Origin of the sequence: Massilia sp. Se16.2.3, from assembly GCF_014171595.1 — a bacterium.
Taxonomy (GTDB): Bacteria; Pseudomonadota; Gammaproteobacteria; order Burkholderiales; family Burkholderiaceae_D; genus Telluria.
The window spans coordinates 4,041,554-4,068,298 of the sequence record NZ_CP050451.1; the positions used below are offsets into that span (position 1 = coordinate 4,041,554).

The window sequence follows — 26,745 nt, forward strand, 5'->3', positions numbered from 1 at the left end:
ACCCTAGCGTACCAGGCAAGGCCGCTTGGCATCGAACTTCCAGCCCGGCACCAGGAACTGCATCGCGGCCGCGTCGTCGCGCGCGCCCAAGCCCATGTTCCTGTAGGCCTGGTGCGCCTTTTCCAGTTCCGCCATGTCGATTTCGATGCCCAGTCCCGGCTTTTCCGGCACCTTCACCATGCCCCCGACGATCCTCAAAGGTTCTTTCGTGAGGCGCTGACCGTCCTGCCAGATCCAGTGGGTGTCGATCGCCGTGACCTTGCCCGGCGCCGCGGCGCCGACGTGGGTGAACATCGCCAGCGAGATGTCGAAGTGGTTGTTCGAGTGCGAGCCCCAGGTCAGGCCGAACATCTGGCACAGCTGGGCCACGCGCACCGAACCCTGCATGGTCCAGAAGTGCGGGTCGGCCAGCGGGATGTCGACCGACTGCAACTGGATCGAATGGGCCATCTGGCGCCAGTCGGTAGCGACCATGTTGGTGGCGGTCGGCAGGCCGGTGGCGCGGCGGAACTCGGCCATCACTTCGCGGCTCGAAAAGCCGTCCTCGGCGCCGCAGGGATCCTCGGCATAGGCCAGGATGCCGTGCTTGTCGCGGCAGACGCGGATCGCGTCCTTTAATAACCATCCGCCGTTCGGGTCGAGCGTGACGCGCGCCCCGGGGAAGCGCTCGTGCAGTGCGACGATGGCGTCCATCTCGGCGTCGGCCGAGAAGACGCCGCCCTTGAGCTTGAAATCGTTGAAGCCATAGCGCGCCTGGGTCGCTTCGGCCAGGCGCACGATGGCTTCCGGCGTCAAGGCTTCCTCGTTACGCAGGCGGAACCAGGCGTCGCCGGCGTCCGGCTCGGCGCGGTAGTCCAGGTCGGTCCTGTTGCGGTCGCCCACGTAGAACAGGTAGCCCAGCATCTCGACCGCGTCGCGCTGCATGCCTTCGCCCAGGAGGCTCGCCACCGGCACGTTCATGAATTGGCCGAGCAGGTCGAGCAGGGCCGATTCCACCGCGGTGACGGCGTGGATCGCGACGCGCAGGTCGAAGGTCTGCTGGCCGCGCCCGCCCGCGTCGCGCTCGGCGAAGGCGGCGCGCATGGCATTGAGCACGTTGTTGTACTCGCCCAGGGTCTTGCCGACGACGAGGGAGCGCGCATCCTCGATGGTCTGGCGGATCTTTTCGCCGCCCGGTACTTCGCCCAGGCCGGTGTTGCCGGCGCTGTCGGTGAGGATCACGATGTTGCGGGTGAACCAGGCGCCATGTGCGCCGGACAGGTTCAGCAGCATGCTGTCGCGGCCGGCGACGGGAACGACGCGCAGGTCGGTGATGGTCGGGGCGCCTGATACGGTCTTGTTCGATTGCGTGGTATGCATGGGTGGACTCGATATAAATGGATTACTTGCAGAGCGATTTGACGAGGGTGACGCGCTTGATATCGCCCACGATGAACAGGTAGCAGAAGATGGCCAGTGCCGCGTTGGCGCCCACGTAGACCAGGGCGCCGGCGAAGGAGCCCGTCCCCTGCACGATGTAGCCGATGACGATGGGCGTCGTGATGCCGGCGGTATTGCCGAAGGTGTTGAACAGGCCTCCCGACAGGCCGCCAGCCTCTTTCGGCGAGGTGTCCGCCACCACCGCCCAGCCCAGCGCACCGATGCCCTTGCCGAAGAAGGCGAGCGACATGACGGCCACGACCAGGGTGTCGGTCTCGATGTAGTTACACGCGATCATGGACATCGACAGCAGCATGCCGGTCACGATCGGCAGCTTGCGTGCGGTCGACAGCGAGTAGCCGGCTTTCGAGAGGCGGTCCGACATCCAGCCTCCTGCGATCCCGCCGAGGAAGCCCGCGATCGCCGGCAGCGAGGCGACGAAGCCGGCCTTCAGGATCGTCATGCCGCGCTCCTGCACCAGGTAGACCGGGAACCAGGTCAGGAAGAAGTAGGTCAGCGTGGTGATGCAATACTGGCCGATGTACACGCCCAGCAGCATGCGGTTGCCGAGCATCTCCTTGATGCAGGAGAGCGTGCCCACGCTGGGCGGCTGGACGCCGCGCCCGGCACCATCGATGTCGACCAGGGCGCCGCCTTCCTGCAGGTAGCGCAGTTCTTCCGCATTGATCGACGGGGGTCCTTGGGCGAGTGAATGGTCCTGAGCCAGATGAAGGCCATGCCGATGCCCAGGCCACCCATCACGTAGAACACGCTCTGCCAGCCGTGGGAGTGCACCAGCCAGCCCATGATGGGCGCGAACAGCACGGTGGCGAAGTACTGGGCCGAATTGAAGATGGCCGAGGCCAGGCCGCGTTCATGCATGGGGAACCAGGCGGAGGTAATGCGGCTGTTGCCCGGGAACGAAGGGGCTTCGGCCGCGCCGACCGCAAAGCGCAGCAGGAAGAGCATCGCTACGGCCGCGCCGCCCGTGAAGAAGCCGACCGCGCCGGTGAATACCGTGAACAGCGACCACAGGAAGATGCTGAAGAAATAGGTGATCTTCGAGCCGAAGCGGTCGAGCAGCCAGCCGCCGGGCAGCTGGGCCAGGACATAGGACCAGGCAAAGGCCGAGAAGACGTAGCCCATCTCGACCGGGGACAGGCCGAGCGCCTTCTTGATTTCGGGCCCGGCGATCGAAATCGTCGCGCGGTCGGCATAGTTGATGGTGGTGACCATGAAGAGGACCGCGAGGATCATCCAGCGCGCCTGCGACGCTTGCTTGCCTGTCGCTGGCGCCGCCATGGCCGGCATTGGTTGCTGTGCTTGTTCCACGTTTGTCTCCTGAAGTTGTTGTTGCCCGCAATGGGAGCGGCTGGCCAGGGCCGGTGGCAGCAGCTGCTGCGCGTTTTCATGTGAATCCATCATGGGCACCCGTCCCCTTGCAAACAAACCAATGCTTGACGTGATCGATCCAGGAATTGAATCGACGCCCTAGAAGCTGTGGCGCATGCCGAGATTTGTCCCGGTGTGGCCGCTGCCGGCCTCGGTGTTGTTGGCGACCGTATAGCCGGCGCCGTTGCGGTTGCGGATATGGCCGTAGGCGGCATACAGGCCGGTGCGTTTCGAGAGCGCGTACAGATAAGCGATGCCCCAACTGCTCGCGTCCTGGTCCAGGGCGCCGCGGTCGTCCTTGTGCATGACCGAGAACATCAATGTGCCGCCCTGGAGCGGTGCGCTCAAGCCCAGCAGCAGTTCGCGGCCATCCGTTGACGCCATCGGCGCCACCCCACCATACGGATTGTTCGGGTTGCCCAGCGGCGCGCTGTTGTGGCCGCGGTCGATACCGTAGCCCGCATGCAGCCTGGCCAACTTCAGGTCGTAGGCAACGGCCAGCAAGGTATTGCAACCGCGTCCTCCGTTTGGCAGGCCGATGGCGTTTTCCGCGTTCTTGCTGTTGTAGGCGAAGCGCAGCACCAGCGGGCCGCCAGCCCAACCGACAGCGCCGCCGAACTGGCGTCCACTGGCGCTGTCGCCCCCCTCCCCCGCGCTGTAGGCCAATTCCACGCTCGCACCGTTGATGACCGGCGAGGCGTAGGTCACCGTATTGCTGGTGCGGACATTGCTGCCGAAATCGGGGAAGAGGTTTTTCGACGTGCCCGCGTAGCCGGTGCCGAAAGGGTCGGCGACCGTTGCCAGCGTGGTGTGCCAGGGCGTGTACTGGCGGCCGAGCGCAAGCTTGCCCAGGCTGCCCTCGACGCCGACAAAGGCCTGGCGGTTGAAGATGGTGCCGGCCGCATCGACGGCGCCGGTGTCGATCTTCGTGCCGGTCTCGAGGGTGAAGAAGGCGGAGAGGCCATCGCCGAGTTGTTCGCTGCCGCGAAAGCCGATGCGCGAGGCCGATGCCGCGCCGCTGGTGATCCTGCTGGTGCTGCCTGTGGCGCCGCCACGCTCGCCCACGAAGGCGGCGTCGGCAATGCCGTAGATGGTGACCTTCGTTTGTGCCTGGACGGCCGTGCTGCCGAGCGCGAGTCCTGCGCCGAGCGCGAGTATGCCTGCCTTCATGCCTGTCTCCATGTCGATGTGGTGCAAGACCTGGTGCGGTCGATGCCGCACTTCATGATCTTCTCCCATGAAAACCATCATAGGCGGGGGACCCATGCGTCAACAAACCAATGGTTGACGTGTCCGATTCAAGGATTGAATCGATGAGTCGATTCGCCGGTGTAACAGACTAATCGGACTCCTTTAGTGCTACGCGAACTTCAACGCGTAGGCATCGCCGTCAGCGATGTTCCGCGACGCGGGAAACTGAGCTTCGATTAGCGGCTGAACCCTTTGAAAAGCTTTCCGTGCGAGTGTGCGGCACGCCACAGGTTGCGCTAGCTCTTGGGTGTCTTTTATCGCATTCAAGGCTGGACATCATTCCAATAAGATAATAATATTGCACTACCGAAATAATGATACAAATGATGCGTAATGTGTTCTTACTAGCGGCAATAGCTGCCGCGCTCGGCGGCTGTGGTCAAGCTCTATTTGACGATGGCATCAAGACCGCCGTACGCGGACGTTTAAAAGACCCCGACTCGGCGAAATGGGGCGAGATCATTCAGTACAAGAATTTCGCTTGTATCAAATACAATGCCAAGAATTCCTACGGCGGGTACGGCGGCAGCTCGTGGGCAGTATTAGAGCGGAACGGTGATTCCTGGGACGTGCGACATATTGACAGGGAATCTTGCGACGAATCGCATCTGGCGCATTTAGCCGAGCCGATCAATGCACCAGCAAAAAAGGCCGTCCTGGAGGCAGTCCTTGCGGCATTCAAGAAGAAACAGCTCATCGATGCTTCGATCACCGACGAGTCCATGCTGCCTCATGGACCGTGTCGAACCCTCATCGGCTCGTTGAGAAGCTACGCTAACGCAGCAATCGACGCAGACAACAAGGAGGAGCGAGCCAACTGGAAGAGCCGATTCGATGCGGAGTTCAAGAAGATCGATAGCATGAAGTGTTCCTAGCACAGCTACCGGAAAGCCAGCTCGATATTAGAGAAATCCGACAGAATGTCCTTATTTGAATGCGGGGCAATGACACCCGCGTTTGCGACGTCGGCTCATATAAAGGATCGTCATTCTATTTAGCGGTATCGTATTTTTTCGCATACCAGCTAACGATCGAGAATATCAGGAAGGTCAGCATCCACATCATCAAATTAAGAGATGGAAAAGCTTCCGAGCTATCGCTCATGCCAGTCATTAGCACGGCAAGTCCGCCTGGGAAAGCAAAGGCACGATGCGCGCCGGCCCCCACCCCGGGGCTCAGGATGACGGACAAGCCAAGATTGAAAACCGACATGCCAACTCTGCCAAAACGGCGTATGCATACCGCCCACAGCAAGGCGTAGAGCATGAGCGAAACCGTCAGCCAGATAATGATGAACAGGACAAATCCCATGATTGCCGTCCAGTGAAGTCAAAGAGGCAGGAACGGTCTTCCGCTTCCGGTCATTGCGAACGCTCGCTGCAGCGCAGCGTATGAGGTTGTTGCCAATAGAACAAGCCACAGTTCCTGCCGGTCCTTCTAGCCGGCCTGGAAACTGGGAACGATCTCGCGCTTGAACAGCCCGAGAATGGGATTGTCGTTATCGCGCCGCCAGGCGCCGACCATGCGCACGGGCTCGGTCTCCACGCGCCGCACGACGATGCCGTCGAAGTGCAGGCGCGTTGCTCCCTCCGCGATCAGGGCCACGCCGATGCCGGCATTGACCAGCGCCAGCATGGTGTGCACCTGGCCGATGTGTTCGACAATGTCGGGTACCACGCCCTCGCGCTCGAAGCGGCTGCTCAGCATTTGATGGAAGGGGCGCGCCTCGTGCGCCGAGTACATCACGAAGGGCTTGCCGTGCAGGTCGGCCAGGGTGGGCTCGAGCGGCCAGTTCGCGGCCTCGGCGGCGGGAATGGCCAGCATCAGCGCTTCGGTGGCGAGCAAGGCCGTGTCGAACTCGCCACCGAGGGCATGCGGGCGCATCAGGCCGAGGTCGAGCTGGCCGGCGTTCAGCGCTTCCACCGGGCGGTACTGACCAGTTCCTTGAGCGTGAGGGGCGACGCCGGCGAGTGCTCGCGCAGGCGCCGCACGACTTCCGGCAGCAGGCTGTAGCCGGCACCGCCCGTGAAACCGATGGCCAGCGTGCCCTGCTCGCCCTTGGCCACGCGCCGTGCCGTGAAGGTCGCTTCGTCGGCCAGGCGCAGGATGCGCGCCGCTTCCGGAAAGAAGGCCTTGCCGGCGGCGGTGAGGCGCACGGTGCGGCTGTTGCGCTCGAGGAGCCGGGCGCCGACATGGTGCTCGAGCAGGCGGATCTGGCGCGACAGCGGGGGCTGCGTCATGTTCAGTCGCTCGGCCGCGCGGCTGAAGTGCAATTCCTCGGCAACGGCGACGAAGCAGCGCAGCTGGCTGAGTTCGAACATGGCGGCTTCCGGCGAGCGTGCGGCTAGCGCCCGGCCTGGTGGGCGCGGTTCAGGCGCTGCTCAAGCAGGCGCTGGACCTGCTCGAACACCAGGCTCAGCGCCCAGTAGATCGCGGCGGCGGCGAGGTAGAGCGGCAGCGGCTGGAAGGTGGTGGCGATCGCTTCCTTGGTGGCCAGCATCAGCTCCGTCATGGTGATGACCGATACCAGCGAGGTGTCCTTGATCAGGCTGATCAGGGTATTGCTCATCGAGGGAACCGCTACCCGCAATGCCTGCGGCAGCACGATATGGGCCAGGGTCTGGCCGTAGCCCAGGCCCAGGCTGAAGCTGGCGCGCCACTGGCCCTGAGAAATGCTGAGGATGGCGCCGCGCAGGCTTTCCGACAGGTAGGCGCCGCTGTTGAGCGACAGCGCCAGCACGCCCGCCGTCACCGGCGTGAATTCGATGCCGATGCTGGGCAGGCCGTAGTAGATGACGAAGATCTGCACCAGCAAGGGCGTTCCGCGCATCAGGCTCACGTACAGGGCAGCCGGCCAACGCAGAAGCGTCCAGGGTGCGATGCGCAGCAGCGCCACCGGCACGCCGATGGCCAGGCCACCCACCATCGCGGCCAGCGCGAACAGCAAGGTGTAGCCGGCACCGGCAAGCATGGTCGGCGCCGCATCCCGCAGCAGGGCAAACAGGTCCATCAGGGCGCGGGGCGGCTGGCGTCGACGCCGAACCAGCGTGTCGACATCGCCTTCAAACTGCCGTCGCGGGCCAGCTCCGCCAGTGCCGCGTCGACCGCCGCCTTGAATTTCGGGCTGCCGCGGCGCATGGCGATGCCCATGCGCTCGACGGCGCCGACGCGCGCGCCGGCCTTGATCGGCAGCTGCGAATTCTTCAGCAGGTAAGACACCATCAGGCTATCGTTGAGGGCGGCGTCGACACGGCCGAAGGCGAGGTCCTGCAAATTTTCAGGCGCGGCCGGGTAGCTGCGCACTTCGATGCCGGGCACGGCGCGGGCCTGCTGCTCGTAGACGCTGCCCTGCCCCACGCCGAGCTTGCGGCCCTTGAGGTCGGCCAGGCTGGCATAGCGGGCATTGTCGTTGCGGCGCACGATCAGTTGCGGCGCCGAATAGGTGTAGGGCTGGGAGAAGTCGAAGGTCTGCTCGCGCTTGGGGTTGATGCCGACCTGGCTGACGATGACGTCGTACTTGCCCGCCGCCAGGCCCGCGAGGATGGCCGACCATTCGGTGGTGACGAACTCCGGCTTCAAGCCGAGCTTCGCGGCAACGGCCTTGGCGACATCGACATCGTAGCCGGCCAGCTGGCCGGTCTTGCCGTCCTTGAAGTTAAACGGCGGATAGGTGCCTTCCATGGCGATGCGCAGGGTGCCGCGCGCCCTCGCTGCGTCCAGCAGGTCGGCAGCCGCGGCTGGAAGACACGCGCCGAGTACCAGCAATGCGGAGAGCATGCCGCGCGCAATGGTACGGCGGCGGGAAACTGGGGAGGAATTCGTGCGCATCGGTATCGCTCGTCTTCGTTGTTGAGCCAACCGCTTTTATAACCGATAAGCCGGCTCGTCGCCGAGCGGGCGCGAGAAAAAATGCTGTAGGGTAGGCAGGTCCCCTCTGCCTGCGCGTCCAACGGCCGCCCGCACCTCGTGCGTCAGTAGGCCGTCCTGCGGCCGCGCGACCCGAAGCGGTGGCCTACCACCAGGGTGGTGCTGGCCACCAGGCTGGACAGGCCAATGATGAGCTGCACCAGCCGGTCTGCCGGCAAGAGCCAATAGGAACCGGGCGGCGGCTCGGCACCAGTGGCGGCCACGATCAGGGGCGCGATCCACGCCGCATCCTCGTCGACGTCGAGCACCACCGCGTCTTCATGGGTCTGCATGTAGATGTTGCCGCCCTCGGCCAGCGTGAAGCAGATGCCCACGCCCGTTTCCTGCGGCTGGATCAGTTCCTGCATCGCCGCGTTGTGCTCGTCGATCCAGAGGTCGACGTCCTGCGGGGTTTCGAGATGGATCCAGGGACGCGGGCGGAAGCGTGGCTGTTCTGCGGGAATGGTCATCGTGAGGAAAAACGGAAAGAGCAAAAGCGAAAGCGTACATGGTACGGTATTTCGCCCTCCTTCGTGCGCGGACTCGAGGCGCGCGACCGGCTCAGGAATCGACCAGGGTGACGATGCGCGGACGGACGATGTCGCCGTCCACCACCAGTTCGGCGGCGGAAACCGGCAGGCTGAAGCGGCGGCGGCCGGCGCTGCCGGGATTAATGTAGAGCACGCCGTCGCGCTCGCGGCAGGAGGGCCGGTGCGAATGGCCGGACACGACCACGCGGATGCCGGCGGCAAGCGGGTCGATGTCGAGTTCCTTCAGGTCGTGGATGGCATACAGCGCGATCGCGCCGACATCGAGCCGCGCGCCGACGGGAATCGCACGCGCCCAGGCCTCGCGGTCATTGTTGCCGCGCACGACAGTCAGTGGCGCCAGTTCGGCCAGGCGCTCGAGGATGGCGGCCGGGCCGATATCGCCGCCGTGGACGATGTGGTCGCAGCCGGCCAGGAAACTGAGCGCCTCCGGGCGCAGCAGGCCGTGGGTATCGGAGATCAGTCCGATGCGCAAGCTTGCCTGCCCGCTGGAGGCTGGAGCGCCTGCCGTGCCGTCACGCGTCGACGGCGCGGTCAATGCCGCCTGGCGCCGGCCATCTTCGCCGTCGTGTAGAGCGAATACAGCGCAGCCAGGCCGACCACCACGTAGATCAGGCGCGAGGCCGCGCTGCCGGGGCCGAAGATGGTGGCCACCATGTCGACCTCGAACAGGCCGACCATGGCCCAGTTCAGGCCGCCAATGATCAGCAGCGCCATCGCCAGGTAATCCAGTGCTGACATGGCCGAGCGGCCTTCGCGCAGGGTAGTGCGTCGATCGGCGCCGGTCCTGCGATCCATCGTGGGTGCATTCATCGTTGCCATGAGCTTCTCCTTGGAAAGATGCGTCGGTGGGCTGGCAACATGCGCTGCCGCCCCGGTCCTTACGACAGCAAAAAGCCATGCAAGTTTGCGATTGGCGTCCCCGGCGCACTGCCCGCGGATCAGCCCTTCCAGGTACGGTTCAGCCCGGTATCGGCATGGATCCAGCCGCCCTTCGGTCCGGAACGGTAATAATACCCCACTCCCCCCTGGCGGAAGCTGCGCACGAGTCCGCCCAGGACTTCTTCTGTCAGGCTGGAAATACGGACATCGGCGGCCTTGCCTTCCATGTGCAGCGACTTGCGCGCGGCCGGCACGCCGGCTTCGATCAGGCGCTTGTTCGATGCCGGGGTGCGGTAGCCGGACAGGATCTCGAGCGGCTGCTCGAGGCCGTAGCGCGCAATGAAAGCCTGGGTGCCCCACAGCATTTCGAGCAGCTTCGGGTCGATCGGCGCGGTCTCGCGGCCGTTGACGTCACGCAGCAGGTGGCACAGTTCCTGGTAGGCCGAATCGATCACTTCACCATCTTTCCAGTACAGCAGCCTGGCGCGCTCGCCGCTGGCGGGACGGGTAAGGGTCAGGGTGCGCGGCTTGACCCAGAAGTCGAGGTCGAGCAGCTGGGCGTCGAACAGGTCGGGGGGCGGTGTCAGGTCGGCGGGCGCGGCCTGGGAGGCCGCATCGGCCTGGCCAGGGACCAACGGGGCCAGGACACCCAGGGCGGACAGGCGCATGCCATGTTGAAGAAAATCTCTGCGGGAAGCCATAGCGAACTCGTCATTTCGGAGGCAGTACTATAGCGCAAGGACTTGCCCGACAAAAGACGTGCGTTGTTGCTTTCTCGCCGCTTTTTGCTGATATCTATCGATTACTGACTGCAATTGCAAAAACGCTTGGAGCGCGGCTCACCCTTGCCAGGCGCGGCATCGAGCTGTTTCCAGAGCAAATTGCATTCGAGCCCGAAGCAGGCCTTGTCCAGGCCGGCATTGGTATAGCCGTGGCGTTCGAAGAAGGTGGCGGCGCTGCCCGGGCTTTGCAGGTGCAGCTTGCCGATGTTCCAGGCGCGCGCCTGTGTTTCCACCGCAGCGAGCAGGGCGCGGCCCACACCAAGGCGCAATGCTTCCGGCTGTACATAACAGAGCGCCAGCTTGCCGGCCTGGGTCAGCAGCGCCATGCCCAGCAGCTCGCCGTCGCGCTCGGCCAGCACCGCGTAGTTCGTCGGCGCGGCGAACCAGGTAGCAACGTTTTCAGGCGTTTTGTTGCCGAGCCAGGCTGCGAGGATGTCGGGACGGCCGCGATGGTCGAGCTCGCAACCCTCCTCGATCGAGCGGCGCAGCAGGCTGCAGGCGGCGGCCGCGTCTTCCGGTGTTGCCTTGCGAATATCGATACCCATGAATCTTGACCCAGTGACCCGTTCAATGCCTTGCTTTACTGGAGCGCGTGGCGCGTCCATGTGCGGACTATACACCGAACATACAGACCCTGCCGTAAGCCATGCATACCGGGCTGTGTAGAGCGTCCGGCGTCTAAGCATATGAAAATTCTGTTCTTCCGTTTTCGTGCCAATATATGGAACATGCAAGCTGTCCACATAGCATTCGAGAAGCGAGCACAACATGCAGAACAAACCATTCCTTCCCCTGCGCCGCTGGGTCCTGGCACTGGCGATGAGCGCCGCCCTCCCCCTGCCCGCCTTCGCGGCCGAGGCTGAGCTGCTCAACGTCTCGTACGACGTCGCGCGCGAACTGTACAAGGACATCAATCCGGCCTTCATCGCTACCTGGAAGCAGAGCACGGGCGAGACGCTGACGATCAAGCAGTCGCACGGCGGCTCGAGCAAGCAGGCGCGCGCCGTGGCCGACGGCCTGGAAGCGTCGGTGGTGACGATGAACCAGGCAAACGACATCGACATGCTGGCCGACCGCGGCCTGGTGGCGCAAGACTGGGCGAAGAAGTTCCCGAACAACGCCGCTCCGTATTACTCGACCATGGTCTTCCTGGTTCGCAAGGGCAACCCGAAAGGCATCAAGGGGTGGGACGACCTGGCCAAGCCGGGCGTGCAGGTCATCATCCCGAACCCGAAGACCGCGGGCAACGGCCGCTACACCTACCTGGCAGCCTGGGGCTCGGTACTGAAGAAAGGCGGCAACGAAGCGCAGGCGCGCGAGCTGGTCACCCGTATCTTCAAGAACGTGCCCATCCTCGACGCCGGCGGGCGCGCCGCCACCACCACCTTCACCCAGCGCGACATCGGCGACGCCCTGGTAACCTTCGAGAACGAAGTGAGCATGGTGCGCGCGGAGTTCGGCGACAAGTTCGAAGTCGTGTACCCGCCGAGTTCGATCCTGGCCGAGTCGCCGGTGGCCGTGGTGGACAAGGTGGTCGATCGCCGCAAGCTGCGTAAACCTGCTACCGCCTACCTGAATTTCCTGTACTCGCCATCGGGCCAGGAAATTGGCGCCAAGCACTTCCTGCGCGTGCGCAATGAAGCCGTCATGAAGAAGTACGCAGCGAACTACAAACCGGTCACCCTGTTCTCGGTGGATGAGCTGTTCGGCGGCTGGCGCAATGCCCAGAAGCGCCACTTCGACGACGGCGGCGAATTCGACAAGATTTACCAGGCAAAGTAAGCCTTTGGTGGCGTCGCCGGCCGGGCGCAGTGTTCGGCGCTTGCGCCCGTCGCCATCGGCGGATTCCCACAGGGCATGGCCCATCCGACAAGCTTCTTGCCAATTGAAAAAGGCCCTGTTACCACGCAGGGCCTTTTTGTCGGTAAATCCGATACAGTCGCGTCGTTTTTGCTTGTGCGCCATGGACAGCTAGAAATGATGATGCTATCGTTCATCACTCGGTAGTTGCCGCAAAGCTAGATTTTGTTAAAGCATGCGCCGCCTCCGGCGCCTGGCCATCCACCCGACTCCCTATTCCGACACCCATGATGAAGAAACTGTTCGCCGCCGTCCTGTTGTCGATCTCCGCTGCTGCCGCATTCGCGGTGCCGTTCGGATCGCAATCGGTGCTGGTGGTAGAAGATGATACCGGCAAAATTTTGCTGGAAAAGAACGCCGGCGCCATCGTGCCCATCGCCTCGCTGACCAAACTGATGACCGCCATGGTCATCCTGGACGCGAAGCAGGACATGAACGAGCTGATCGAAATCGACCGCAGCGATGTCGACACCCTGAAGCACAGCAGCTCGCGCGTGCCGGTCGGTGCCAGCATTCCGCGTGGCGACGTGCTGCAGCTGGCGCTGATGTCATCGGACAACCGTGCCGCCGCCTCGCTGGCCCGCACCTATCCGGGCGGCGTGCAGGCCTTCAAGGCTGCCGTGCGCAACAAGATCGCCGCGCTGGGCATGCACAACACCGCGATCGAAGAGCCGACCGGCCTGTCGCCGAACAACCGTTCGACCGCCGCCGACCTCGTCAAGATGGCCCAGGCCGCCGCGACCTATCCGGAAATCACCGACCGCACCACCGACGCGAAGAACCTGATCAACATCAACAGCCGCGAAGTCGAATTCCGCAACACGAACCGCCTGGTCGGCGCGAACGGCTGGGATATCGGCCTGTCGAAAACCGGCTACACGCGCGAAGCGGGCCGCTGCCTGATCATGAAGATCAAGGCCGCCGGCAAGAACGCGACCATGGTGCTGCTCAACGCCAGCGCCTCGTCGGCACGCATCCTCGATGCGCTGAACGTGCGCCGCTACCTCAGCGGCGAGGAAGCGACGATCGCCCGTGCCAACGCGCCGGTGCGCATGCGTGCCAGCAGCCGCGCCCCGCGCATCAAGGCCGGCAGCGGCCTGCGCGTGAAGAGCAAGACGAGTTCGCGCGGCAGCATCAAGGTCGTCCCGAAGAAAAAGAAGGTCGTCGTGCTGCGCAAGCGCCGCAACTGATGAAGCGGGCCGCCAGGCCCATACAGTGAATCAAGAAGGGATTGCCGCATGCGTGGCAATCCCTTTTTCTTTGGGCCTGTCCTGACGCAGGACTGCCTACTTCAGCATCATTGCGCGACTTCCGGGGTTTTCGCTTAAAATTGCCGGACCACATTCCAGCAAGGCTCAAGCGATGTCCCGAGGTCTGCTCCACGCCACCTTCTGCTGCTGCGCACTGGCGCCGCTACATGCCCACGCCGTCTGGGACTATTCGCTAACGGAGAAACTGGCTATCTACGACGCAGTCGAAAAACATTGCCGTCCGCTCATTCCCGCCGCATTCGAAGGCAAATCCGCCGACAAGGTCCTGCATCTGGATGCGGAGGATCGATCCCGGATAAAAACGGTTCGGCAGTCTCCCGAGTACCGCGAAGTGCTGAGCGGCGCAAGCGATGAATTGTCACAGCAACTTGCCGCAGCCGGCAAGGACGGCGCGGCCAACATCTGCAAAGACCTGATGGACGGAAATTAACGGCGTCGTCAGGTGCTGGACCAGCCTGCCTAGCAGACGCTGCCCGGTCTGTTCATCCCATGTTCAAGGCCTTTCGAGCACATCGCCACCGGATCGCAACATGTAGCCCGGCACCTTCGGTGACTCGAGCCGCCAGTGAAATTTGATGCCGCTATCGGTCCAGACGAAATACAACCAAAGGGTCTTTTCGGGCAGTTTGCCTGACGCGGCTTCACGCCTGGAACGTATTGCTTCGTCGATCACGTCCTGCGGCACGCGGTCCCTGATGATGACCCGTTCGACATGCTCAGGGAGCGCCATGAGTTCTTCCCGCGAGTATTCTCTGTCAGTAATGTATTCCGTCCATTCGAACTCCACCCATTCAGGCAATTGCCGGCCGTCCGGCGCAGCGCCCTCGCTCGCGCCGCCGGTTAGCCAATCCTTAGTCCGACTCAGCCCGCCAGGTCCGGGGAAACGCTGCCCGCCGGGTAACTGCCCTCCTCTGCAATTGACTACAATCCCTTCCTTGAGGGAGGCGAAATGCAGGATCATTCCGGGGCCTTCATCGGCCTCGACACAGCCGGCGCCAAGCATGCTGACGAGTCCTGCAAAAAGTGACTTGATCACGGTACGTCTCATAGATGGGCTCAGTTACACGGTTGAGGATTGGCTGGAACGGCTTAGCCGGAATGGATGCTTTGCCTTCAAGCCAGTCTGCGCTGCCCGACATCCCTTTGAAACTTCAGGGCCTTTCGATCACATCACCACCGGACCGCAACATATACCCGGGTACTTTCGGTGACCTGAGCCGCCAATGGAATTTGATGCCGCTATCGGTCCATACAAAATACAACCAGAGCGTTTTATCCGGCAATTTTCCCGGCCCGGCTTCACGCTTGGCTCGGATCGCTTCGTCGATCACGTCCGGCGGCACGCGGTCCCTGATGATGACCCGTTCGACATGCTCAGGGAGCGCCATGAGTTCTTCCCGCGAGTACTCTCTGCCAGTAAGGTATTCACTCCACTCGAACTCCACCCATTCAGGCAATTGCCGACCGTCCGGTGCCGCCCCTTCAGTCTTCCCGTTGTTTAACCAATCCTTGGTCCGACTCAGCCCGCCAGGTCCGGGGAAACGCTGCCCGCCAGGCAATCGCCCTCCGCTGCAAATAATCGTAATACCTTCCTTCAGGGAAGCAAAATGCAGCACCATCCCGGGGCCTTGATCGTCGTCACAGCCCGCGCCAAGCATGCCGACGAGTCCTGCAAACAGTGATTTGATTACGGTACGTCTCATCAGGGCGCAGTTACACGTTCGAGGATTGGCTGGAGCGGAGTAGCCGAAATCGACGCTCTTGCCTTCAAGGCAATTAGCGCCCTTAGCATTCTTTGGAGACTTCAATGCGTCCCGATCACATCGCCACCGGACCGCAACATATACCCGGGTACTTTCGGTGACCTAAGCCGCCAATGGAATTTGATGCCGCTATCGGTCCATACAAAATACAACCAGAGCGTTTTATCCGGCAATTTCCCCGGCGCTGCTTCACGCTTGGCTCGGATCACTTCGTCGATCACGTCCTGCGGCACGCGGTCACGGATAATGATCCGTTCGACATGCACAGGTAGCGCCATGAGTTCTTCCCGCGAATACTCTTTCTCATCAACGTATTCTTTCCACTCGAACTCCACCCATTCCGGCAATTGCCGGCCGTCCGGTGCCGCGCCCTCCGTCTTCCCGTTGTTTAGCCAATCTTTAGTCCGCCCAATCGCGCCGGGGCCGGGAAAGCGATTTCCCCCAGGAAGATTTCCTCCCCGACAAGCAACTGTAACGCCCTCCTTCAGGGAAGCAAAATGCAGAACCATTCCGGAGCCTTCATCGGCCTCGACACAGCCGGCGCCAAGCATGCTGACGAGTCCTGCGAAAAGTGACTTGATCAGGGTACGTCTCATCAGGGCGCAGTTACACGTTCGAGGATTGGCTGGCACGGCGTAGCCGACATTGACGCTCTTGCCTTCAAGGCAGTTAGCGCCCCGGGCATTCTTTGGAGACTTCAAGGCCTCTCGATCACATCACCACCGGACCGCAACATGTATCCCGGCACTTTCGGCGACTCGAGCCGCCAGTGAAACTTGATGCCGCTATCGGTCCAGACAAAGTACAGCCAGAGGGTTTTGTCCGGCAATTTTCCTGGAGGGGTTTCACGCATGGCTCGGATCACTTCGTCGATCACGTCCTGCGGCACGCGGTCCCTGATGATGACCCGTTCGACATGCTCAGGGAGCGCCATGAGTTCTTCCCGCGAGTACTCTCTGCCAGTAAGGTATTCACTCCACTCGAACTCCACCCATTCAGGCAATTGCCGACCGTCCGGTGCCGCCCCTTCAGTCTTCCCGTTGTTTAACCAATCCTTGGTCCGACTCAGCCCGCCAGGTCCGGGGAAACGCTGCCCGCCAGGCAATCGCCCTCCGCTGCAAATAATCGTAATACCTTCCTTCAGGGAAGCAAAATGCAGCACCATCCCGGGGCCTTGATCGTCGTCACAGCCCGCGCCAAGCATGCCGACGAGTCCTGCAAACAGTGATTTGATTACGGTACGTCTCATCAGGGCGCAGTTACACGTTCGAGGATTGGCTGGAGCGGAGTAGCCGAAATCGACGCTCTTGCCTTCAAGGCAATTAGCGCCCTTAGCATTCTTTGGAGACTTCAATGCGTCCCGATCACATCGCCACCGGACCGCAACACATACCCGGGTACTTTCGGCGATTCGAGCCGCCAGTGAAACTTGATGCCGCCATCGGTCCATACAAAATTCAACCAGAGCGTTTTATCCGGCAATTTCCCCGGCGCTGCTTCACGCCTGGAACGGGTCGCTTCGTCGATCACGTCCTGCGGCACGCGGTCACGGATAATGATCCGTTCGACATGCACAGGTAGCGCCAAGAGTTCTTCCCGCGAATACTCTTTCTCATCAACGTATTCTTTCCACTCGAACTCCACCCATTCCGGCAATTGCCGGCCGTCCGGTGCCGCGCCCTCCGTCTTCCCGTTGTTTAGCCAATCTTTAGTCCGCCCAATCGCGCCGGGGCCAGGAAAGCGGTTCCCCCCGGGAAGATTTCCTCCCCGACAAGCAACTGTAACGCCCTCCTTCAGGGAAGCAAAATGCAGAACCATTCCGGGGCCTTCATCGGCCTCGACACAGCCGGCGCCAAGCATGCTGACGAGTCCTGCAAAAAGTGACTTGATCAGGGTACGTCTCATAAGGGCTCAGTTACACGTTCGAGGATTGGCTGGCGCGGCGTAGCCGACATTGACGCTCTTGCCTTCAGGGCAGTAAGGGCCCTGGGCATTCTTTGGAGACTTCAAGGCCTCTCGATCACATCACCACCGGACCGCAACATGTAGCCCGGCACTTTCGGAGACTCGAGCCGCCAGTGAAACTTGATGCCGCCATCGGTCCAGACAAAGTACAGCCAGAGGGTTTTGTCCGGCAATTTTCCCGGCGGGGCTTCACGCCTGGAACGTATTGCTTCGTCGATCGCGTCTTGCGGCACCCGTGCTTTTATGTTGACGCGTTCGACATGCCGAGGAAGCGCACCCAGTTCTTCCTGTGAATACTCTTTATCGGCAACGTATTCTTTCCACTCGAACTCCACCCATTCCGGTAGCTGCCGGCCGTCCGGTGCCGCGCCCTCTGTCTTCCCCCCGGTTAACCAATCTTTGGTCCGACTAAGCCCGCCCGGCCCAGGGAAATGCTGCCCGCCGGGTAATTGTCCTCCTCTGCAATTGATCACAATCCCTTCCCTAAGGGATGCAAAATGGAGGATCATTCCGGGTCCTTCTTCGGCTTCGACACAACCAGCGCCAAGCATGCTGACGAGTCCTGCAAAAAGTGATTTGATCACGGTACGTCGCATAGGGGGCTTAATTACACGACTGGGGATTGGAAGGAATGACATAGCCAATATTCACGCCCTGGCTTTTGAGCCACTCGCTGTATTTTTTCATATCTACCAAGCCGACTGCCGGCGCACCACTGGGCCCGCACCACACAGGATAGTAATTGACGAAGCCTTTCGTCCATGCCGTATCGTTGCCAATCACTGCCCTGGTTTGTTTGACCTTGGTGCCGTCGCCATAGATGAAATCCCGGTCACCGAAGTTGGGTGCGTTTCCCGGATCATTCTTGTTGCCGCTTTTATCGTGCAGGATCGGGTTTGTCACGGTGCTCCAGCCATTGTCATTAACGACCGAGTCCAGCATTTTTATGCCCTGGTCTTTTGCCTGTTTGATCATCCACATCAGCGTAACATCGGATAGATCGCCGGTACCGTAGCCGCCGCCAATATCGGCATGGCTGCCAATAAACCCCATCTCGATGCGATTGCCGCCGTTGGGCGAAGTCGGTGTATGCAAGATGGAGCGCCCATTAAAGTTTGCCAATCCGCCCCGATGCTCGTTTAAGGCCACCGCATGCGCGGCAAACTTTACCTGCCCCGGCCCGGCTGCCGGCACGGCAAAGTTATACTTGGATTCATTACCATTCAAGTAGCCCAAGTGTGGCACGGTGTCCCATAAGCCCTCAAAACGCAGGCTTATGCAACGCGACTTCCCTGTCGCGCTAACATATTTTCCGTCCTGCAAGCGCCCAGCCAACAGATTCATCCACACCCTGGCTTCCGCTGCGCCACGGCTGAATCCGATCACATCGATATCCAGCGTCGTGGTGCCGCCATCAGTATCGACGAACTTTTCGAGAAAACTAAAGCCCAGTTCGACACGCTGGTCGAAACCATCGCCATTCGCCATGTTGCCTTTGTAAGGCATGTCCTTATTGGTAGTCCCAATGCCAGTGATGTAAAAAGCTGGCCCATTATTACCGACATCATAGGCTTCATAAAACTTGCGCACATTCGAGATCGAATCACCCTTGGCAGCTGGATAACTATTACCAGTCCCATCGAACGCAAACAGGATCAGTCCGCTCGGATCGACATACTTGAGCGGATTTCCGTCCACGTACGCATACGTATTGATCCCGGCCCTCAGTCCCAGCGGATCGGGTGACAGATACCGCCCTTGCCGGGGATCGTAGTAACGGTGGTCGTTGTAATACAGCCCCGTTTCCCCATCCTCGTACTGCCCCGGCAAGCGCAGGTTCATCTCGAACCCGCCGGTCCGTCCTGCCGCCGGAAGCAGCTTGCCAAATGGCGTATAGCCTGCCTGCCACACCGGCTTGCCCGCCTCATCGGTCACCACCTCGGGCGCGCCCAGATGGTTGTGGTGCACGTAAGCAAGCCGCTCGGCGCCGCGGAACAGATGCCCCAGTGCGGTACCGATATCGGCCATCACCTGCCCGATGCCCGAGCGCTCCCCGTCGGCCAGATCCTCCCCACCGGCCGTGTCGATGACCTCGACCGGCGTGTCGCCCAGGTACAGGTACTGGCGCAGCAGCCTGCCCTGGTCATCGAGTTCGGCGACGATGCGCCGGTCCCGGTACAGGAAGTGGCGCTGCAGCTTGCCCGCCGTCTTGGCGATCCGCTCGCCCCGGTGGTTGTAGCGGTAGCTGGCAAGCAGTGTGCCGTTCTGCCTGACCGACAGCAGGCGTCCGTGCGCATCCCAGCCGTACTCGCGGCCGTCGGTCATCAAAGGCTGGCCCGCGGCATCGTACTGGACGGCCGCTCCTTGCGCCGGCTGCGCGCGATTGCCGCCGTCGGCGTAGTTGACCCGCAGCGTGCCGCCTTCGCCGCCGGCCGCGTCTTCCTGCGCGAGCATGCGGTTACCTGCTCCATCGTAGAAGTAGTGCGACGTGCGCACGGTGCCTGCCGCGTCAAGCGTGGCCACGCCCTGCACGCCGCTGGCTGCGGCAATCAGGCGATCCTGCGCGTCATAGGCATAATCGCTGGCCCCTGCCGCGCCCGCGCTGGTGCAGCAGGTTGCCCTGCACATCCCACAGGTAGCGGTAATCGAGCAGCGCGTCCGGCTCGGCGGGTGCGCCCAGCGCACCGAGCACGGACAGGTCCCCGGGCTTGGCCGCGGGGCTGGCAGCCGGCGCCGCGGCATGCGCCGCGCGGATGCCGAGCAGCCGCTCCAGCGACACCCCTGCCAGCGGCGCTGTCGTGCCCGCCACCTGGGCGCCGGCGCCGCTGGCGGGCCGGCGATGCAGTACTTGCGCCAGCATCCCGTTCGGTCCGCGCACCAGGCGCGCCTGCACTCCGTTGCCGTAGGTGTAGCCGGTCATGCCGGCGACCGAGCCGGTCACGTCCTTCACCACGGTCTGCGAGGGCAGCAGCCAGCGCAGCCAGCCCGTCTGGATGCGCTGGCGCTGCAGCTCCACCACCTGTCCCTGCGCATCGCGCCGGTACTCCAGCAGGCTGCCGTCGGGCAGCGTGCTGCTTGCCAGCCGGCCCAGTTCGTCATAGCTGTAGCGGGCGGTGCTGTCGACCCGGCGCCCGCTGTTGAGCACCAGGCTGATGGTGCGCGCCACGATGCGGCCCCGGTCGTCGTAGCGGTAGCTTTCGCGCTGATCGGGGTGCTCGAGGGCGACCAGGCGGCCCCCCGGTATTTCCACTCGGTGGTGACGCTCCCGCCCTGCCCCTTGCCAGACGCCGCGTGCACGACCACCGGCGGACGATGCGCCCGGCCACGTCGTACTGGTAGGTCGCCGTGTTGCCCAGCGCGTCGCGGCCGGCGACCAGCCGCCCGGCCTCGTCGTAACGATTGATGCGCAGCCCGCTGTCGGGGCTGACCACGGCAATCGCTCGGCCAAAGTCGTCGTGCACGGTGCGCGTGGCACCGCCGGTAGGGGCGTGAACCACGGCGGTGTTGCCGTTTGCATCGTACTCGAAGCCGATGGCGGTCGGCTGCAGGCGGGCGAACGCCGTGTTGCTGGCCGGTGTGAGCACGCCCAGCCGTCCTTGCCCGTCGTAGTCGTAACGCGTGGCGCGGCCCAGTGCGTCGACCTCCAGCTCGGGCCGGCCCCGGGCGTCATAGCGCATGCGGCGTACCGCGCCGTCGCCGTCGACGCTGGCGACGACCCGACCGTATTGATCGTACTCGTAGCGCTGGGCGCTGGCGAACGGTCCGCTGCGCGTGCTGCGCGCCAGCACATGCCCCTCGCCGTCGAGCTGGCGCTGCTCCACCACGCCCGGGTGCGACACGCTCCACAGATGGCGCCCGGCGTCGTCGAAACCATGGCGCGCCAGGGCGGTGTAGCCGCGCGGACCTTCCATGCCCACCTCGACCGGATTGCCCAGGGCGTCATAGCGTGTACGCTGCGCGACCCCGCCGATGCGCACTTCGTTCATGCGCCCGCGGCCGTCGTAGCGCAGTGCCGTCGACTTGCCGCCGTCCTCGATCGCGACAATGCGGCCCGCCTCGTCATAGCGGAATTTCGCGACCTCGTTCGCCGGGGCGGTGGTCGACACGATCCGATTGCCGCGCTCGTCCCATTCGAACCGGGTAATGTCGGAATCAAACGGGGTGCCGGTTTTACCGTTGGGGAGCGGACCGTCGATGGCGGCCACCAGGCTGCGACCGTTGATCGTGCGGTAGGTGTAGCGAATGCTGCGGCTGATCGGCTGTGGCCCGGCATTCGGGCCGGAGGCCGGCGCCCAGCCGCTGTCGGTGACCGTCAGCGGCTGGCCGTGCGCGTTGTAGCTGATCCGCGTAATGGCCTCCCTGCCCTCGGCCACGCTGGGGCGCGCGATCAGGGTCGGCTCGTCGAACTGGGCGTATTCGTAACGCACCACCAGCTGCGGCGCACCGGTTCTGCCGCCCACGTAGCGGATCCTGCGCACCGCCACTGGGCGGCTGCGGCTGTCGAGTTCGGTACGCAATGCCTGCACGGGCCGGCCGTTATCGTCGAGCTTGACGGCTTCGACCAGGCGCCCGAGATCGTCGTAGCCATAGCGAATGTTCGGTTCCGTGCATTGGGCACAGCCGGCGCCGCGCACTTCCAGCAGCCGATATGCCCCTGCCAGCACCGCGTAGCGGTAAACCGTCTTCTGTCCGAGGCTGTTGGTCAGGACGGTCTGGCCGGCGCGGCTGAAGTCCAGGCTGACGCGGCCGCTGTTGCCGGCAAGGGTGCTGTCGACCGCCCGGCCATCGGCCGCATAGGTGTAGGTGGACAGGCGTTTGAGATCCTTGCCGTCGCGTACGCTGATCCCGGTGAGCAGCGTCGGATGACGCGCGTCCTCATAGTGGTAATCGCGCCCCTGCAGCTTGTCGGGATAGCGCACCGACACCAAACTGGCCAGCATCAGTGCCTTGTCCACGCCGGCGCCCTCCGGCGAGGGCGCGCCGTGGCCATAGCTGTAGCGGCCCAGGGGACTGTCGATCGACTGCACGCCACGGAAAGCGTCGCCGGCGCGGCCGGCAGCCTTGTCGAGGTAATTCAGGCGCAGCTTGCGTCCTTGCGGATCGGTGACGCTCAGCAGCAGTCCGGCACGGTCGCGCTGCAGCGCGACGAACTCGCCCGTTGGCGCAAGCATCTGAACCAGCTTGCCCGCGCTGTCAAAGCTCAGCCGTGTGCCGTCGTTCTGCTGCCACACGAACTCGTCGCCGCGGCTGCCACGGGTCACCCCGACGGTGCCCTGGGAAGGGTCAAGGCTTGCGCACAGGCTGGGATTGCGTGGGTCGCGGCTGAAGATGCGGCGTGCGCCGTCGGCTTCGATGATCTGGATCGCCGTGGCGCTTGCATGCAGCTCGACTTCATAGGACAGCTTCCAGCCGCGGCCGACCAGGTTGGTCGAACTGCCCAGGCCGCTGAACGCACTGTTGTAGTAGCGCACGATTTCCAGCCCCAGCACCCCCGGCAGTGGCGCCATGTCGACCTCGCGCTGGAATTTATTGCCCGTCATCGTGTTGATCGGGTTGCCCGCTGCAGCGTTGCAGGGGGAACCGCCCACGCCCGGGGAGCACGACGGCGGTGGCGGCGTCGGCGTCGGCAGTGGCGTCGGCGTCGATGGCGGCGTCCCGGGGACGCAGCTCGTGTTCGGCGGGCACGGCGGCTGCCAGATGGGTGACTCCGCCTGGCTGCCACTACCGACGAAGGCCAGCGCCAGCAAGGCGCCACTGATGCGCTTGCGGGCCGTCGGGGGCGCATCGATGGGGCGGACCGGCAGCGTCCGCGCTGCGCTGGCGAACGGATTTCCTGCGCGGACAGGCAGGGCTGGGCGTGTGAACTGGCGTGAACGTATCATGTGAGCTCAACTAGTGGCGCCGTGCCGGCCGGCTCGGCTTTCGAGTGGGATGTACACGAATGACTGGCCGATGCCGCGAATGCGTACTGATCCGTAGCATGCCAACGCGACTATACATCGAGATGTTGTCGCGAATATCACACATTTTCACAGGACGTGAAAACGTCGCCGTCCGACCGATTGGTTGCAGCCGCTTGCTGGAGCCTGCCGGCACGATGTATCGAAAGACAGGACGACGCTCAGGGCCCCGTTACGATTGGGGCGCCATTCGATGCCGGGTTGACCTTGGCCGGAAAACGCCAGGGCGACCTGGAATGGATGACCTCACCATCCAAGGCCGATGCCGCCGGGATTGAGGAGCCGCTCAGCGCCCACGCCCGCGCGTCGGCGCCCCCGGGCAGCCCGCTCGCCAGCGCGGTCACGGCGTTCGGACAGTTCGTTGCGCGCGACCAGCATGCGGCTGCGGTGGTAGCCCTCGTTTTCGAAACGCACGTACTCGTTCGTCGCCACCAGCCATTCGCCATGGCGCGCGGTGCCGGCGATCAGTTCCCCGTCGGCGGCTTCGACCAGGCGCGCATGCACCGCGGCCACGTGGGTTCCAGCCTGCTCGCGCTCGGCCGGGGTCATTGCCGCCAGCACCTCGGGCTGGACGCGCCCTTCCAGCGTGGCCGCAGCCCGGACCTGCTTCATGTAGGCGTTCTGGCAGCCTTCCCAGTCGGCGATCGTGCGGGCGATCGCGCGGATTTCCTGGTTCGTGCGCGATAGGGCGGGCACGGCGGGCGCCTTGCAGGACTGGTACTCCGCGCCGGTGTAGCCCGAGGTCCAGTAAGCGACCTGTGCATCCATCTGTGCATCGCGCGTGCCTGGCGCGGCCGAGGCCAGTCCCGTTGCCACCAACATCACGACTCCCGCCAGCAGTTTCATACATGCCCCGACTTGAATGAATGGAAACCCATCATAACCGGGCAGTGTCAGTCTGGCAACGCTGTGGTATGCCCGGGGAAGCCCACGCCCTGCCGGCGAAAAAAAACCCCGCATTGCGCGGGGTTCTTGCTGGCTGATGCAATGCCGCTCCATGGCGGCTGCGTCCAGGTCTTACAGCGGCTGGGCACCATGCATGTACGCGTCGCCCGACAGTTCGAGCGAACGGCGCAGGAAGGCGCCCACCGTGCGGAGCAGGCGGCTGAAGGTCGTTTCGGCACGGTCGGCCGGGAAGGAAAGGGACAGTGCGTTCATGTGGGCTCCGAAGAAATTGGTTGGCGTTAGCGATTGCTACCACTGTAGCGCCGCCGAAGATATAAATCCAATTTCGAATTCCCATTTCCGAGATAACGCAGCCGCATAATCGGCATCCGTGCCGTCGGCCCAGCCACGGTCGGGTATCACGCCACACTATATCTTTCGGAGGAACCCTTTGACCTGCCTATGGCGACGCAATCGTCACCGTCCGATCAGGCTGCGCAACCCGCTCGCGCGGTGGGTACGCCTGGCAATCGCGTCGCCCAGCGACGCGCCGCTTGGGCTGACCAAAGTGAATTCGGCGCTGGCGCGGGTAATCCCCGTGTAGACGAGTTCGCGCGTGAGCAGGCCATGGCGGTCCTCGGGCAGCACCAGCACCGTGTGGCGAAACTCCGAGCCCTGCGATTTATGCACCGTCATCGCGTAGGCCGTCTCGACGTTGCGCAGGCGCGTGGCCAGCACGCTGCGCACGCGCTCGCCTTCAAGGAAGTAGACACGCAGGGAACCGGGGCGCGCCGGGTCCGACAGGGTCAGTCCGATGTCGCCGTTGAAGACACCTGTGCCGTAGTCGTTGCGCGTCACCATCACCGGCCGCCCGACATACCATTCGCCGGAGCGGCGCAGCAGGCCAGCCGATTCCAGGCTGCCCTCGATCGCCAGGTTCAAGCCATTCACGCCCCAGTCGCCGTCGCGCACCGCGCACAGGATGCGGAAGGACTCGAAGCGCAGCAGCACGGCCCGCACCCAGTCCTCGTGCGCGGCCTGTGTCGAGACGCCTGGACCGGCGCCCAGCAGCGCCAGGTAGCCCTTGTAGCCGTCGAGCGCCAAACTCACCACCGGTGCTGCTGCGCGCCGTCGATCCAGCGCACGGCGGCGTCGCCGGCACGCAGCACGCTTTCCGCGCCGCCGATGTCGCCCGCATTGACCGCCAGCGCCAGCTGGCCGATCGGACCGCCGAAGCGGCGGCTGTGGCGCAGCATCACGGTCTGCTGGGCCAGCGGGCCGCCCCCGCCGAGGAACTCGGACGGCAGCTCTTCTCCGCTGGCTTCACGCACGTACGCGACCGTCTCCTCGCTGTAGCCGCCGGCCTTGGCATCGTGGCAAAGGTCGCCCAGCACCGCGCCCGCTTCCACCGAGGCCAGCTGGTCCTTGTCGCCCAGCAGGATCAGGGTGGCCTGCGGCGGCAGTGCGTCGAGCAGGCAGGCCATCATCTCCAGGTGCACCATCGAGGCTTCGTCGACGATCAGCACGTCGACGTCGAGCGGGTTGCCGGCATGGCGGGCAAAGGCGCGGGTATCGGGCCGTGCGCCCAGCAGGCTGTGCAGGGTGCGTGCGGCGCCGATGCGCCCGGTCAGTTCGACCGGGGGGCAGCTTGTCGCCGACGCGTTCGGCCAGTTCGCCCAGCGCCTTGTCGATCGACTGTTTCAACCGCGCGGCCGCCTTGCCGGTCGGCGCGGCCAGCGCGATGCGCTGCTGGGCCCCGCCTGGCGCGGTCGCGAACAGCAGCGCCAGCAGGCGCGCCACCGTGTAGGTCTTGCCGGTACCGGGGCCGCCGGTGATGATCGCCAGCGAACCGCGCAGCGCGATCGCACAGGCCAGCTTTTTGCCAGTCGGGCTTTTCGGACGCGCGTCCTGATGCGAACAGCAGGTCGAGCCAACCGTGCACCGCTGCCGCGTCGACCGGATGCGCGCGCGCCGCGCGATCGCGGATGCTGCGCGCCACCAGGGTCTCGTCGCGCCAGTAGCGGCGCAGGTAGAGGCGCTCGCCGTCGAACACGAGCGGCTCGCCATAATCCAGTTCGCCGACCGTCCAGACTTCCTCGCAGGCGGAAAACTGCGCCGCCCAGGCCTTGGCGTTCTTCGGCAGCGGCACCACCGTACCGGCCAGGCCCTGCCACTGCTCGCTGCTCCAGCCCAGCAGGCCGGCCACGCCGTCACCGTTTTCCCCGGCGAGATCGGCCAGCTGCAGGCAGCTATGACCCTGCCCTTCGAGCTCGGACAGCACCAGCGCCGCCAGCAGCACGGGCGGCGCCACGGGCCCGAGCGAGGCGACGAAACGCGCAAAGGCGGTCGACAGGCGGCGCAGCTCGCCGGCCTCGGTAAGCCGGGCCGCTTCTTGCCACAAGGCGTCGGCCGACGCCGTCACTGGATTATCGTGTTTCATGGGTGGTCGTGAGCGAGCAGTTGGTCGAGGCCATCGAGCAGTTCGATATCGGGTTCGAGCAGGCAGCAGCCGTGGGTGGCCGGGTTGGCGATCCCGCGCAGGAACAGGAAGATCGCGCCGCCCAGCTGCTGCGCCGGATCGTAGGCGTCGCCCAGGCGGCTCTTGAGCAGCCGGTGCAGCGCCAGCATGTAGATCGCGCCACGGATGTCGTAGCGATGGCCGGCCATGCCCTCTTCCATCGCGCGCTTCGTATAGGCCGCGTCGCCGCTGCCCAGCGCGTTCGACTTGTAGTCCAGCACCCAGTAACGGCCTTCGTACTCGAACACCAGGTCGGCGAAACCCTTGAGCATGCCGTGCAGCGCGCGCTCGGGCAGGGTCGGACGCGGCGTGTTGCCGAGCAGGCGGCGGCGGCACAGGCGGT

The 26,745-nt window shown here is 63.8% G+C and carries 31 protein-coding genes and 4 pseudogenes; 4 read left to right on the forward strand and 31 right to left on the reverse strand.

Annotated elements, in window-relative coordinates; all coding sequences use genetic code 11:
- Window positions 1–3 precede the first annotated feature (3 nt).
- The 4 genes from gudD to G4G31_RS18445 form a co-directional block, all read right to left on the reverse strand.
- Window positions 4–1,359 carry a glucarate dehydratase gene (gudD, locus tag G4G31_RS18435; protein WP_182988864.1) on the reverse strand — a complete coding sequence of 452 codons (1,356 nt, stop codon included), beginning with the start codon at window positions 1,357–1,359 and terminating at the stop codon, window positions 4–6.
- Window positions 1,360–1,381: 22 nt separating this feature from the next.
- Complete coding sequence (locus G4G31_RS29390) at window positions 1,382–1,993, reverse strand: MFS transporter (RefSeq protein ID WP_374011255.1); 612 nt, start codon at window positions 1,991–1,993, stop codon at window positions 1,382–1,384.
- Complete coding sequence (locus G4G31_RS29395) at window positions 1,933–2,751, reverse strand: MFS transporter (RefSeq protein WP_374011256.1); 819 nt, start codon at window positions 2,749–2,751, stop codon at window positions 1,933–1,935. The genes G4G31_RS29390 and G4G31_RS29395 overlap by 61 nt, the downstream gene beginning before the upstream one ends.
- Before the next feature lie 159 nt (window positions 2,752–2,910).
- A complete protein-coding gene (locus G4G31_RS18445; RefSeq protein ID WP_182988865.1) occupies window positions 2,911–3,981 on the reverse strand; it encodes a porin in 1,071 nt (356 codons plus the stop codon).
- Window positions 3,982–4,385: 404 nt separating this feature from the next.
- Here G4G31_RS18445 and G4G31_RS18450 point away from each other — a divergent pair, with 404 nt between their 5' ends.
- Complete coding sequence (locus G4G31_RS18450) at window positions 4,386–4,937, forward strand: hypothetical protein (RefSeq protein ID WP_182988866.1); 552 nt, start codon at window positions 4,386–4,388, stop codon at window positions 4,935–4,937.
- 115 nt (window positions 4,938–5,052) lie between these two features.
- Here G4G31_RS18450 and G4G31_RS18455 read toward each other — a convergent pair whose 3' ends face one another.
- The 10 genes from G4G31_RS18455 to G4G31_RS18495 all read right to left on the reverse strand — a co-directional run bounded on the left by G4G31_RS18455 (window position 5,053) and on the right by G4G31_RS18495 (window position 10,725).
- Window positions 5,053–5,373: a hypothetical protein gene (locus tag G4G31_RS18455; RefSeq protein WP_182988867.1), complete on the reverse strand. Its 321-nt coding sequence runs from the start codon at window positions 5,371–5,373 to the stop codon at window positions 5,053–5,055.
- A gap of 126 nt (window positions 5,374–5,499) precedes the next feature.
- Entirely contained in the window at window positions 5,500–5,985 is a 486-nt protein-coding gene (locus G4G31_RS26735; RefSeq protein ID WP_229425090.1) for a LysR substrate-binding domain-containing protein, read from the reverse strand.
- A complete protein-coding gene (locus G4G31_RS26740) occupies window positions 5,973–6,383 on the reverse strand; it encodes a LysR family transcriptional regulator (RefSeq protein WP_229425091.1) in 411 nt (136 codons plus the stop codon). Before G4G31_RS26740 ends, G4G31_RS26735 begins: the two co-directional genes overlap by 13 nt.
- A 23-nt stretch (window positions 6,384–6,406) precedes the next feature.
- On the reverse strand, window positions 6,407–7,072 hold the full coding sequence (locus G4G31_RS18465; protein ID WP_182988868.1) for an amino acid ABC transporter permease: 666 nt from the start codon (window positions 7,070–7,072) through the stop codon (window positions 6,407–6,409).
- Window positions 7,072–7,839 (reverse strand): cystine ABC transporter substrate-binding protein, encoded by a 768-nt coding sequence (locus G4G31_RS18470; protein WP_374011326.1) that lies wholly within the window; start codon window positions 7,837–7,839, stop codon window positions 7,072–7,074. The genes G4G31_RS18465 and G4G31_RS18470 overlap by 1 nt, the downstream gene beginning before the upstream one ends.
- Window positions 7,840–8,033: 194 nt before the next feature.
- Window positions 8,034–8,438, reverse strand: a complete 405-nt coding sequence (locus G4G31_RS18475; RefSeq protein WP_182988870.1) for a hypothetical protein — start codon at window positions 8,436–8,438, stop codon at window positions 8,034–8,036.
- A gap of 91 nt (window positions 8,439–8,529) precedes the next feature.
- Window positions 8,530–8,991 carry a metallophosphoesterase family protein gene (locus tag G4G31_RS18480; RefSeq protein ID WP_182988871.1) on the reverse strand — a complete coding sequence of 154 codons (462 nt, stop codon included), beginning with the start codon at window positions 8,989–8,991 and terminating at the stop codon, window positions 8,530–8,532.
- A 59-nt stretch (window positions 8,992–9,050) separates the two neighbouring features.
- Complete coding sequence (locus G4G31_RS18485; RefSeq protein WP_182988872.1) at window positions 9,051–9,338, reverse strand: DUF378 domain-containing protein; 288 nt, start codon at window positions 9,336–9,338, stop codon at window positions 9,051–9,053.
- A 119-nt stretch (window positions 9,339–9,457) separates the two neighbouring features.
- Window positions 9,458–10,099, reverse strand: coding sequence for a DUF882 domain-containing protein (locus G4G31_RS18490; protein ID WP_182988873.1), 642 nt, complete (start codon window positions 10,097–10,099; stop codon window positions 9,458–9,460).
- 101 nt (window positions 10,100–10,200) lie between these two features.
- On the reverse strand, window positions 10,201–10,725 hold the full coding sequence (locus tag G4G31_RS18495; protein WP_182988874.1) for a GNAT family N-acetyltransferase: 525 nt from the start codon (window positions 10,723–10,725) through the stop codon (window positions 10,201–10,203).
- 223 nt (window positions 10,726–10,948) lie between these two features.
- On the opposite strand from G4G31_RS18495, the gene G4G31_RS18500 reads away from it, so the two are divergent.
- A complete protein-coding gene (locus G4G31_RS18500) occupies window positions 10,949–11,962 on the forward strand; it encodes a sulfate ABC transporter substrate-binding protein (RefSeq protein ID WP_182988875.1) in 1,014 nt (337 codons plus the stop codon).
- A gap of 214 nt (window positions 11,963–12,176) precedes the next feature.
- On the opposite strand, the gene G4G31_RS26745 is transcribed toward G4G31_RS18500, so the two are convergent.
- The gene (locus G4G31_RS26745; RefSeq protein WP_229425699.1) at window positions 12,177–12,446 is read right to left on the reverse strand and encodes a hypothetical protein; all 270 of its coding nucleotides are present in this window, start codon (window positions 12,444–12,446) and stop codon (window positions 12,177–12,179) included.
- Here G4G31_RS26745 and G4G31_RS18505 point away from each other — a divergent pair.
- Together G4G31_RS18505 and G4G31_RS18510 are read left to right on the forward strand one after the other, a co-directional pair.
- Entirely contained in the window at window positions 12,328–13,230 is a 903-nt protein-coding gene (locus G4G31_RS18505) for a serine hydrolase (protein ID WP_374011327.1), read from the forward strand. The two genes, G4G31_RS26745 and G4G31_RS18505, sit on opposite strands and share 119 nt — an antisense overlap.
- A gap of 172 nt (window positions 13,231–13,402) precedes the next feature.
- The gene (locus tag G4G31_RS18510) at window positions 13,403–13,741 is read left to right on the forward strand and encodes a hypothetical protein (protein WP_182988877.1); all 339 of its coding nucleotides are present in this window, start codon (window positions 13,403–13,405) and stop codon (window positions 13,739–13,741) included.
- A gap of 63 nt (window positions 13,742–13,804) precedes the next feature.
- Here G4G31_RS18510 and G4G31_RS18515 read toward each other — a convergent pair whose 3' ends face one another.
- The 16 genes and pseudogenes from G4G31_RS18515 to G4G31_RS29405 all read right to left on the reverse strand — a co-directional run.
- Complete coding sequence (locus G4G31_RS18515) at window positions 13,805–14,347, reverse strand: hypothetical protein (RefSeq protein WP_182988878.1); 543 nt, start codon at window positions 14,345–14,347, stop codon at window positions 13,805–13,807.
- Window positions 14,348–14,462: 115 nt separating this feature from the next.
- Window positions 14,463–15,014, reverse strand: a complete 552-nt coding sequence (locus G4G31_RS18520) for a hypothetical protein (protein WP_182988879.1) — start codon at window positions 15,012–15,014, stop codon at window positions 14,463–14,465.
- A gap of 101 nt (window positions 15,015–15,115) precedes the next feature.
- Window positions 15,116–15,670, reverse strand: a complete 555-nt coding sequence (locus G4G31_RS18525) for a hypothetical protein (RefSeq protein ID WP_182988880.1) — start codon at window positions 15,668–15,670, stop codon at window positions 15,116–15,118.
- A gap of 101 nt (window positions 15,671–15,771) precedes the next feature.
- Window positions 15,772–16,323, reverse strand: coding sequence for a hypothetical protein (locus G4G31_RS18530; RefSeq protein WP_182988881.1), 552 nt, complete (start codon window positions 16,321–16,323; stop codon window positions 15,772–15,774).
- Window positions 16,324–16,424: 101 nt separating this feature from the next.
- Window positions 16,425–16,979, reverse strand: a complete 555-nt coding sequence (locus G4G31_RS18535; protein ID WP_182988882.1) for a hypothetical protein — start codon at window positions 16,977–16,979, stop codon at window positions 16,425–16,427.
- Window positions 16,980–17,080: 101 nt separating this feature from the next.
- Entirely contained in the window at window positions 17,081–17,623 is a 543-nt protein-coding gene (locus G4G31_RS18540) for a hypothetical protein (RefSeq protein ID WP_182988883.1), read from the reverse strand.
- A gap of 19 nt (window positions 17,624–17,642) precedes the next feature.
- Window positions 17,643–19,667, reverse strand: coding sequence for a phospholipase effector Tle1 domain-containing protein (locus G4G31_RS18545; protein WP_182988884.1), 2,025 nt, complete (start codon window positions 19,665–19,667; stop codon window positions 17,643–17,645).
- Window positions 19,606–20,205, reverse strand: coding sequence for an RHS repeat domain-containing protein (locus tag G4G31_RS18550; protein WP_182988885.1), 600 nt, complete (start codon window positions 20,203–20,205; stop codon window positions 19,606–19,608). Before G4G31_RS18550 ends, G4G31_RS18545 begins: the two co-directional genes overlap by 62 nt.
- Window positions 20,206–20,229: 24 nt before the next feature.
- Window positions 20,230–20,289: pseudogene (locus tag G4G31_RS29400) on the reverse strand (hypothetical protein); the annotation flags it as partial.
- A 94-nt stretch (window positions 20,290–20,383) separates the two neighbouring features.
- Window positions 20,384–22,921: pseudogene (locus tag G4G31_RS18555) on the reverse strand (DUF6531 domain-containing protein); the annotation flags it as partial.
- Between the two features lie 324 nt (window positions 22,922–23,245).
- Entirely contained in the window at window positions 23,246–23,821 is a 576-nt protein-coding gene (locus tag G4G31_RS18560; protein ID WP_182988887.1) for a hypothetical protein, read from the reverse strand.
- A gap of 195 nt (window positions 23,822–24,016) precedes the next feature.
- The gene (locus G4G31_RS18565; RefSeq protein WP_182988888.1) at window positions 24,017–24,157 is read right to left on the reverse strand and encodes a hypothetical protein; all 141 of its coding nucleotides are present in this window, start codon (window positions 24,155–24,157) and stop codon (window positions 24,017–24,019) included.
- 204 nt (window positions 24,158–24,361) lie between these two features.
- On the reverse strand, window positions 24,362–24,994 hold the full coding sequence (locus G4G31_RS28585; RefSeq protein ID WP_308621710.1) for an ATP-binding domain-containing protein: 633 nt from the start codon (window positions 24,992–24,994) through the stop codon (window positions 24,362–24,364).
- Window positions 24,991–25,515 carry an AAA family ATPase gene (locus G4G31_RS28590; protein WP_308622179.1) on the reverse strand — a complete coding sequence of 175 codons (525 nt, stop codon included), beginning with the start codon at window positions 25,513–25,515 and terminating at the stop codon, window positions 24,991–24,993. The genes G4G31_RS28585 and G4G31_RS28590 overlap by 4 nt, the downstream gene beginning before the upstream one ends.
- Window positions 25,516–25,612: 97 nt before the next feature.
- Window positions 25,613–25,951 (reverse strand): annotated as a pseudogene (locus G4G31_RS28595) (AAA family ATPase); the annotation flags it as partial.
- A gap of 22 nt (window positions 25,952–25,973) precedes the next feature.
- A pseudogene (locus tag G4G31_RS29405) lies at window positions 25,974–26,324 on the reverse strand (hypothetical protein); the annotation flags it as partial.
- Window positions 26,325–26,745 lie beyond the last annotated feature (421 nt).

Excerpts from the sequence above, each read along its gene's own strand:
- gudD (WP_182988864.1), bottom strand. The coding sequence starts at position 1,359 with ATGCATACCACGCAATCGAACAAGACCGTATCAGGCGCCCCGACCATC.
- G4G31_RS29390 (WP_374011255.1), bottom strand. The coding sequence starts at position 1,993 with ATGCTCGGCAACCGCATGCTGCTGGGCGTGTACATCGGCCAGTATTGC.
- G4G31_RS18445 (WP_182988865.1), bottom strand. The coding sequence starts at position 3,981 with ATGAAGGCAGGCATACTCGCGCTCGGCGCAGGACTCGCGCTCGGCAGC.
- G4G31_RS18450 (WP_182988866.1), top strand. The coding sequence starts at position 4,386 with ATGATGCGTAATGTGTTCTTACTAGCGGCAATAGCTGCCGCGCTCGGC.
- G4G31_RS18455 (WP_182988867.1), bottom strand. The coding sequence starts at position 5,373 with ATGGGATTTGTCCTGTTCATCATTATCTGGCTGACGGTTTCGCTCATG.
- G4G31_RS26740 (WP_229425091.1), bottom strand. The coding sequence starts at position 6,383 with ATGTTCGAACTCAGCCAGCTGCGCTGCTTCGTCGCCGTTGCCGAGGAA.
- G4G31_RS18465 (WP_182988868.1), bottom strand. The coding sequence starts at position 7,072 with ATGGACCTGTTTGCCCTGCTGCGGGATGCGGCGCCGACCATGCTTGCC.
- G4G31_RS18470 (WP_374011326.1), bottom strand. The coding sequence starts at position 7,839 with ATGCTCTCCGCATTGCTGGTACTCGGCGCGTGTCTTCCAGCCGCGGCT.
- G4G31_RS18475 (WP_182988870.1), bottom strand. The coding sequence starts at position 8,438 with ATGACCATTCCCGCAGAACAGCCACGCTTCCGCCCGCGTCCCTGGATC.
- G4G31_RS18485 (WP_182988872.1), bottom strand. The coding sequence starts at position 9,338 with ATGGCAACGATGAATGCACCCACGATGGATCGCAGGACCGGCGCCGAT.
- G4G31_RS18490 (WP_182988873.1), bottom strand. The coding sequence starts at position 10,099 with ATGGCTTCCCGCAGAGATTTTCTTCAACATGGCATGCGCCTGTCCGCC.
- G4G31_RS18495 (WP_182988874.1), bottom strand. The coding sequence starts at position 10,725 with ATGGGTATCGATATTCGCAAGGCAACACCGGAAGACGCGGCCGCCGCC.
- G4G31_RS18500 (WP_182988875.1), top strand. The coding sequence starts at position 10,949 with ATGCAGAACAAACCATTCCTTCCCCTGCGCCGCTGGGTCCTGGCACTG.
- G4G31_RS26745 (WP_229425699.1), bottom strand. The coding sequence starts at position 12,446 with ATGGCGGTCATCAGTTTGGTCAGCGAGGCGATGGGCACGATGGCGCCG.
- G4G31_RS18510 (WP_182988877.1), top strand. The coding sequence starts at position 13,403 with ATGTCCCGAGGTCTGCTCCACGCCACCTTCTGCTGCTGCGCACTGGCG.
- G4G31_RS18520 (WP_182988879.1), bottom strand. The coding sequence starts at position 15,014 with ATGAGACGTACCGTAATCAAATCACTGTTTGCAGGACTCGTCGGCATG.
- G4G31_RS18525 (WP_182988880.1), bottom strand. The coding sequence starts at position 15,670 with ATGAGACGTACCCTGATCAAGTCACTTTTCGCAGGACTCGTCAGCATG.
- G4G31_RS18530 (WP_182988881.1), bottom strand. The coding sequence starts at position 16,323 with ATGAGACGTACCGTAATCAAATCACTGTTTGCAGGACTCGTCGGCATG.
- G4G31_RS18535 (WP_182988882.1), bottom strand. The coding sequence starts at position 16,979 with ATGAGACGTACCCTGATCAAGTCACTTTTTGCAGGACTCGTCAGCATG.
- G4G31_RS18545 (WP_182988884.1), bottom strand. The coding sequence starts at position 19,667 with ATGTGCAGGGCAACCTGCTGCACCAGCGCGGGCGCGGCAGGGGCCAGC.
- G4G31_RS18560 (WP_182988887.1), bottom strand. The coding sequence starts at position 23,821 with ATGTTGGTGGCAACGGGACTGGCCTCGGCCGCGCCAGGCACGCGCGAT.
- G4G31_RS18565 (WP_182988888.1), bottom strand. The coding sequence starts at position 24,157 with ATGAACGCACTGTCCCTTTCCTTCCCGGCCGACCGTGCCGAAACGACC.